This is a genomic window from Natronoarchaeum philippinense (genome assembly GCF_900215575.1).
Classification (GTDB): domain Archaea; phylum Halobacteriota; class Halobacteria; order Halobacteriales; family Natronoarchaeaceae; genus Natronoarchaeum; species Natronoarchaeum philippinense.
Genome location: NZ_OBEJ01000001.1, coordinates 1272144 through 1279368, shown reverse-complemented (window position 1 = coordinate 1279368; position 7225 = coordinate 1272144). Strand labels below are relative to the sequence as shown.

At 66.5% G+C, this 7225-nt stretch carries 6 protein-coding genes and 1 pseudogene; 2 read left to right on the top strand and 5 right to left on the bottom strand.

The genetic code is table 11. The annotated features are described in order from the left end of the window. The 4 genes and pseudogenes from rpl10e to CRO01_RS06590 all read right to left on the bottom strand — a co-directional run. Positions 1–133, bottom strand: a pseudogene (gene rpl10e / locus CRO01_RS16930) (50S ribosomal protein L16); the annotation flags it as partial. Positions 134–239: 106 nt separating this feature from the next. Beyond that, on the bottom strand, positions 240–965 hold the full coding sequence (locus CRO01_RS06600) for a nucleoside phosphorylase (RefSeq protein ID WP_097008283.1): 726 nt from the start codon (positions 963–965) through the stop codon (positions 240–242). Positions 966–1058: 93 nt separating this feature from the next. After that, positions 1059–1946, bottom strand: a complete 888-nt coding sequence (locus tag CRO01_RS06595; protein WP_097008282.1) for a carbohydrate kinase family protein — start codon at positions 1944–1946, stop codon at positions 1059–1061. A 48-nt stretch (positions 1947–1994) separates the two neighbouring features. After that, positions 1995–2825 (bottom strand): DUF63 family protein, encoded by an 831-nt coding sequence (locus tag CRO01_RS06590; protein ID WP_097008281.1) that lies wholly within the window; start codon positions 2823–2825, stop codon positions 1995–1997. Positions 2826–3085: 260 nt separating this feature from the next. Here CRO01_RS06590 and deoC point away from each other — a divergent pair, with 260 nt between their 5' ends. Then, on the top strand, positions 3086–3739 hold the full coding sequence (deoC, locus tag CRO01_RS06585; protein WP_097008280.1) for a deoxyribose-phosphate aldolase: 654 nt from the start codon (positions 3086–3088) through the stop codon (positions 3737–3739). 30 nt (positions 3740–3769) lie between these two features. Here deoC and CRO01_RS06580 read toward each other — a convergent pair whose 3' ends face one another. Then, entirely contained in the window at positions 3770–5707 is a 1938-nt protein-coding gene (locus CRO01_RS06580; RefSeq protein WP_143824920.1) for a PGF-CTERM sorting domain-containing protein, read from the bottom strand. Positions 5708–5917: 210 nt separating this feature from the next. Between CRO01_RS06580 and CRO01_RS06575 the strand changes: the two genes are divergently transcribed. Next, the gene (locus tag CRO01_RS06575) at positions 5918–7171 is read left to right on the top strand and encodes a tRNA (N(6)-L-threonylcarbamoyladenosine(37)-C(2))-methylthiotransferase (protein ID WP_097008278.1); all 1254 of its coding nucleotides are present in this window, start codon (positions 5918–5920) and stop codon (positions 7169–7171) included. Positions 7172–7225: the final 54 nt, after the last annotated feature.

Genomic DNA, 7225 nt, shown 5'->3' with positions numbered 1-7225 from the left:
CCTCGGGGTCGGACTGGAGGTCGCCCATCTGGTGCTGTGCGATCTTCGAGCCGGGGATGCCGCCCATGAACTCCTTGCGCGTGTAGGGCGGCTTGTCGATATTCCGGTACATCGAGGCCGGTTTCTCTGCCATGGTTACTACGGTGGAAAACGACAACTGCGCCAATAAGGGCTTCGATGGCTCCCCGGCGCCGTGCGGGACTTTCACAGCCCGATGCGCGACGCCCTCGGTCGGGCGCTTACAGCGACGCCGCGGCGTCGAGCGCGATGTCGATCGCACGCTCGACGTTGTTTTTGGCCTTCTCGGGCAGTTCCTCGTCGTCGGTCTCGCCTTTCTGCGTGCCCTCGACGAGATTCCCGTCGACCGTACAGATCGCGCCCGAGCGAAGGCCCTTCCGGCGGGCGAGCGTGAAGATCGACGCGGCTTCCATCTCGACGGCCAGCACGCCGGCCGACTCCCACGCGTCGACGTACTCGTCGGTCTCGGCGTAGAACGCGTCGTCGGTGGCGACCGGCCCGACGTGTACGTCCTCGTCGTTTGCTTCCGCGGCGTCGACGAGCCCCGAGAGAACCTCGTAGTCGGGGACCGCGGGGAACGTGTCGGACTCGTAGCGCCCCGTCGTGCCCTCATCTTTGGCCGCGCCGTTGGCGACGACCATGTCGCCGATCTCGATGCCGGACTGGAGCGCGCCGGTCGTGCCGACCCGGAGCACCGTCTCGACGCCGACCGCGGCCAGCTCCTCGACGGCGATCGCGGCCGAGGGTGATCCGATCCCCGTCGAACAGATCGACAGCGGCGTCCCCTCGTACTCGGCGTTGACGATCTTGTACTCGCGGTTCTCGGCGACGACCTCGCTCGAATCGCAGTGGCCGGCGATCCGGTCGACCCGCCCGGGGTCGCCCGGCAGCAGCACGATCTCCGCCACGTCTCCGTCCTCGACTAGCAGGTGGGGCTGTTTGGCCATACGACACCGTTCGCCCAACCGAAAGAAAAAACGCGCGCTTGCCTTCGGCGTCTGGCGGCGTTCGGCTCCCGGCGATTTCCCTATCGCAGTCGGCTATCCGTCGGCGTCCCGACGCCCCGCCAGCAGCGTCTCTATCTCGCCCCACGACGGCGACGTGCGTGCGCCGGTCCGCTCGGCAGCCAGCGCGCCGCAGGCGTTACCGACCGCCAGCGCTCGCTTCGCGTCGGCGTCGTCGAGCCACGCGGCCAGAAAGCCCGCCGCAAAGGCGTCGCCAGCGCCGCTGGTGTCGACCGGATCGACGCCGAAGCCGGGGTGGCGACGGGTCGCCTCAGCCGAGACTGCCGCCGCGCCGTCGCCGCCGCGCTTGACGACGAGCGTACAGTGGTCGCCCAGCGAGTCTTCGATCCCGCCGACTGCGGCGGCCTCGCGGTCGTTACAGAACACCAGATCGGCGATCTCGAAGGTGCGCGAGAAGTCACGGTCGGGCGCTCGCCGCCCGGGATCGAAGCTCACGGTGACGCCCGCTTCGGCCGCGATTTCGGCCAGCCGGGCCGCCGTCTCGGGGCGCTGGCTCGTCAGATGGAGATGGTCGGCTCGGCGGACGCGATCGGGATTGACATCGTCGGGACCGATCGCCTCGTTGACGCCGTCGTTGCCAAGCACGGCAACCTCGCCGTCCTCGGCTGTCAACAGGTACTTGACCGACGTGGCGGCGTCGGGGACGGTGACGAGCCCGTCGATGTCGACGGCCGCGGCGTCCAGCTCCCGGCGCACGAGCAGGCCGTTCTCGTCGTCGCCGACGCTGCCGAGCACGCCCGTCGAAACGTCGAGTCCAGTCAGCGCGACCGCGACGTTGGCCGCGCTCCCGCCGCCCGCCTGATACTGGGCTCTGATGCGTGCCTCGCCGTCCGGTCGGGGGAGGCGATCGAGCGCCAACGTCACGTCCCAGTTGACGTGGCCAGCGGTGAGAACGCGCGCCATTCGAACGATTCGAAGCTGTGTCGCCGGGGAGAAAACGCTGTCGGGCGCCTACAGCCCGCCGATCGCAAACACCAGCAGGTTCTGGGCGCCGGGGCCGAGCCCGACCGCGGCGATAAACGCCAACACCAGTCGCGCCTGTGTCGGCTCTTCTTTGACGTACTCGCGGAACAACACGACCACCGCTCCCGCGATGAACAGTTTGACGAACACGAACAGCCAGCCCGCGCCGATCAGGTCGGCGGTCGGCAGCGCGTCGCCGATCTGCAAGATGATTCTCGACAGCGGCGTCCGCTCGGAGATACCGGGGATCACGTCGTAGCCGATCGCGGTCGTGACGGCGTCGACGGCGTGAGCGCCGATCACGACGACGCCGGTCGCACCCGTGACGGAGGCCGATTCGGTGAACCCGAGACTCAACAGCACCCACGCAATCGCCGTCACGACGCCGGCGACGACGATGGCGATCACCGGCCAGAACGGTGCGAGCGTCCCGTTGTTGATCCCCTGATACACCGAAAACACCGAGAGAGTGATCAGGACGGCCGTTCCGATCGTCCCCAGCGTCCGGTCGGTCGATCCGTGCGTTCGAATTTCGGCCGAGACGCCGGCGAACGCCCACGTCAATCCGGTGACGATCGCCATCGTCGCGTACACCGCCGGCGCGCCAAACAGCGGCTCGATCGACTCGGGAAACGTACCAAGCCGTTCGAGCCCGTGGAGGACGCCCCCAAGCGCCATCCACGGCGACAGCGCGACGACGGTCCAGTTCGTCACCGGCGGCCGAAGCAGATAGATCAGCCCGGCGACGCCGACCACCCCCACCAAGAGACCGATCGCGTACGGCAACGGAGGCATCGCCAACCCTTCCGGTAATACCATACCTGAGGTACGCGAACGGCAACGCTGAAAACCTTCCGATTGGGTAGGTTTACCACACAGGTAATTGCGGGGTAGCCGGCTTGCACGCGCAAGCCATCGGGTGTGGCATACGGCTATCGCCGAGCGCAGCAGCCCGCCGCTCTCTCGACGAGTTGCTCGCCGACGGGCGACTCAGTGGCGCGCACGCTCTGGACAAATGCCGTCGGTGCGACATCGCAGCCGCCCTGCGGCTTTTTCTCCCCGGGGTCACTCTACCGATCATGGAGTACGCCGACTTCCCCGAGCGCATCGACCACACCGTTCTCGGGCCAGAGACGACGCCCGCGGACGTTCGTCGGGTGCTCGGCGAGGCCGAACAATACGGCACGAACGCCTGCATCCCGCCGTGTTTTGTCCCCGAGGCGGCCGAGCACGCGCCGGACGTGTTGCTGGTGACTGTTGCGGGGTTTCCTCACGGCCAAGAGCCGACCGCGATCAAAGTTCAGACGGCGGTCGACGCGGTCCGAGCCGGCGCCGACGAGATCGACGTGGTGGCCAACATCGGCCGCCTGCGCGCCGGCGAGGACGACGCCGTCCGCGACGAACTGGCCGAACTCGCCGCCGCGGTCGCGGTTCCGGTGAAGGTCATCGTCGAGGCGCCGCTGCTCGACGACGCCGAACTCCGGCGGATCGCCGAGCTAGCGGTCGAGGCTGACGTGGACTACCTCAAGACCGCAACGGGATTCGCCGATCCGGCCGATCATCCCGGCGGCGCGACGGTCCACGACGTCGAACTGCTCTCGGAGTTTCTCCCCGTCAAGGCAAGCGGCGGCATCGGCAGCTACGAGCGCGCCCGCGAACTGCTCGACGCCGGTGCAGAGCGGATCGGCGCCTCAAGTGGCGCCGACATCGCTGCGGAGTACCGCGATCAGTAAAAGAAAAAACGCCCCGTTCGAGGTCGCTGCTCAGTTACGGCGTCGAGCGATCAGCGCCGCGCCGACCAGCGCGAGCACGGCGACGGCCGGTCCGAAGCCGGGCAGGCTGGAGTCGGAGCCTTCCTCGTCGCTCTCGGAGTCGCTCAGTCCGAGGAACTGCTTTGCGCGCTCGGTGTCCATCGTGCTGAACGAGCGGTCCCAGTCGCCGGCCATGTTGATCTCCGTTTCGGAGTCGGCGACGGCAAGCGCGCTCACGTCGGATTCGCCCGCGTCGGCGGCGACGAGGCTGTCGACGTGGACGTGCATCGCGTTGCTCTCGCTGTCGGCGAGCGTCCCGGCGACCTGCGTGACGGTGTGGCCGCCGTAGGCCTCGTTGATCTGCTGGCCCAGCGCGGACATGTTGTCGAACTTCGCGCCGGCCTCGATCACGACGTTTTCGGAGTCGACGCTCACGTCGATCTTGCCGGTCTGGAACTGCGAGTTCTTGAGCTGGCGGAGGATGCGCTGGCTCTGCTCGCTTCCGGTCGGGCTCTGGGCGGCCGACTGCATGATCGAGTCGACCATGGTGCCGACGAGGTCTTCCTGCTCGACGCTCATCGACATATCGGCGGTGAGGCGTCCGTCTTCGGTCTGTGCGTGGAGCTCCATCGACACGTCGTTCTGGGCGGCGTCGACGCCGTTGGCCTGCAGCTCGTCGACGTACGCGGCCCAGTTCTCCGAGTCACTGGAGACGTTGGCCTGCATCTCGACCGTGCTGTCGGTCGTCGTCAGGCTCCCCGACCACTCGACCGTCTGTCGGAGGTCCGCGGCTTGCTGGGCGTCCAGCATCGTGTTGATCTGTCCGATCGCTTCGGTGACGTTCTCGTCGGTCGACTGCTGCTCGGCGATGTCGAGTCCCGAGCGGAGCGCTTGGGCGTAGTTGCCGATTTCGACCTCCCAGCCGCCCTCGACAGTGCCGGCGCTGGCGTCGAGGTTGGCGTCGAGCGTGCGGAGTTCGACGTCGACCACGCTCTGAGCGACGGCGCTGGCTTCCTCGCTGCTCATGTCGAGCGAGGGGTCGTTTGCGAGCTGGCTCTCCAGCGCGGCGGCGACGCCGTCTTTGACGCCGCTGTACTCGATCGTGTAGGAGATATCGAGCGTGCTGGTGGTGCCAGCGGACTGCTCGAAGGAGTAGCTCTCGATCGTCACCGTGCTGGTGCCGCCGAAGCTCTCAGCGACGCCGCCGAACTGGCTTTCGAGCGTCTGCTTTGCGGCGGTACGACTGTTCCAGCGGTCGGCCTGATACTCGCTCACGGGCTGGGTCTGGGAGACCGACAGCGAGTACCCGGTTTCGGTCCCGCTCGCGCTCACGTCGTAGGACTCCTCGACGGGCAGCGCGGTTTCGGCCGAGAACGTGCCGCTCGTCGTGAACGTGTCCGCGGACATGCTCATGCTCCCGCTGGTCTGCATCGACTGGGCCTGTGCAGCCTGTCCGTCGAGCGGTGCGCTCGCGGAGAAGTCGGCGTCGAACGTGTTGGTCTCGCTCGTGCGCTCGGCCATCACGTCGAGCGTGAGCGAGTCGAGATCTTCGGGCTTGTCCATGCCGAAGGTCCCGTTCCCGGTGAACCGGTTCCGTTCGAGCAACAGCGTCAGCCCGCCGCTCGCGTTGTCTTCGAGCTCTTCGGAGTCTCCTTTGATCAGCACGTGGGCCAGCCCCTCGCTGACCGACATGCCCAGTTCCATCTGCTGGAGGTCGGTGTCGCCGCTTTCCTCGTCGGCCTGATAGACGAGCACCGCGTCACCGTTGTCCTTGACGTAGATCTCGTCGGCAGTCGGAGCGTCGCCCGCCGACTGGATCTGATTGCCGTCGATGCTCGGCTGTGCGGCGCCGTTCGTGCCGGCCGCACCGATGATGCTCACCACGAGCACGGCGACGAGTACCGCCGACGTCGCCGCGCCGGTAGTGACTGTGAATTTTCTTTCAGCCATGCTATGTATGTGGCTACACCTGCTACTTATATTTTGATCCATGTTGCGATCAATATTTGGTGAATAATTTCACTAAACAGCGTTTCCGAGCGCTATTGTCTGCTTAGAGTCGCTATCCGACGATAACGGCAATAACGACCGCGATGAAAATCCCGCGGGGCGTGTCCTTTCGTCGCGCTTTTTGCCACGCGGTCCCCACTGTCCGACGAGATGGCCCGCTATCACATCGAGACCTACGGCTGTACGTCGAACCGGGGTGAAAGCCGGCAGATCGAGCGCAAACTCCGCGATGCGGGCCACCGGCCGGTCGACGGGCCGAGCGAGGCCGACGTTGCGATCATGAACTCCTGTACGGTCGTCGAGAAGACCGAGCGCAACATGCTTCGACGTGCCGAGGAGCTACAGGCTGAGACGGCCGATCTGATCGTCACCGGCTGTATGGCGATCGCGCAGGGCGAGGAGTTCGCCGAGGCGGGCATCGACGCCCGCGTGCTCCACTGGGACGAGGTGCCAAACGCCGTCGGAAACGGCGAGTGTCCGACGACGACCGCCGGAACCGAGCCGATCCTCGACGGCGTCGTCGGCATCCTACCGATCGCGCGCGGCTGCATGAGCGACTGCTCGTACTGCATCACCAAGCACGCCACCGGCAAGATCGACTCGCCGCCGGTCGAGGAAAACGTCGAGAAGGCACGCGCGCTCGTCCACGCGGGCGCCAAGGAAATTCGCATCACCGGTCAGGACACCGGCGTCTACGGCTGGGAGGAGGGCGAGCGCAAACTCCACCGCCTGCTCGATCGCATCTGTACCGAGATCGACGGCGACTTTCGCGTGCGCGTCGGGATGGCAAACCCGAAGGGGATCCACGGCATCCGCGAGGAACTCGCCGACGTGTTCGCCGAGCACGACGAACTGTACAACTTCATCCACGCGCCCGTCCAGTCGGGCTCGAACGACGTGCTCGGGGACATGCGCCGCCAGCATCAGGTCGACGAGTTCGTCGAGGTCGTCGAGACGTTCGACGACCGGCTCGACTACTGGACGCTCTCGACGGACTTCATCGTCGGCTTCCCAAGCGAGACCGACCACGACCACGCCCAGAGCATGGCGTTGTTCCGCGAGACCCGCCCCGAGAAGGTCAACGTCACGCGCTTCTCGAAGCGCCCCGGCACCGACGCCGCCGACCTGAAGGGGCTCGGCGGACAGGTCAAGAAGGACCGCTCGAAGGAGATGTCCGAACTCAAACAACAGATCGTCGGCGAGGCCTACGAGTCGATGGTCGGCGAGACGCGCGAGGTGCTGGCCGTCGAGGAGGGCACCGGCGACTCCGTCAAGTGCCGGGACGGCGCCTACCGCCAGATTATCGTTCAGAACGCCAGCGAGCGCGGCGTCGAGGTCGGCGAATTCTTGGAGGTCGAGGTGACCGGTCACAGCACGGTGTACGCGTTCGGCGAACCGGTCTGATTCACTCGGAAATCGGTCTTGCTGGCAGCCGGTGTGGCCTCCTCCGATGCGCAC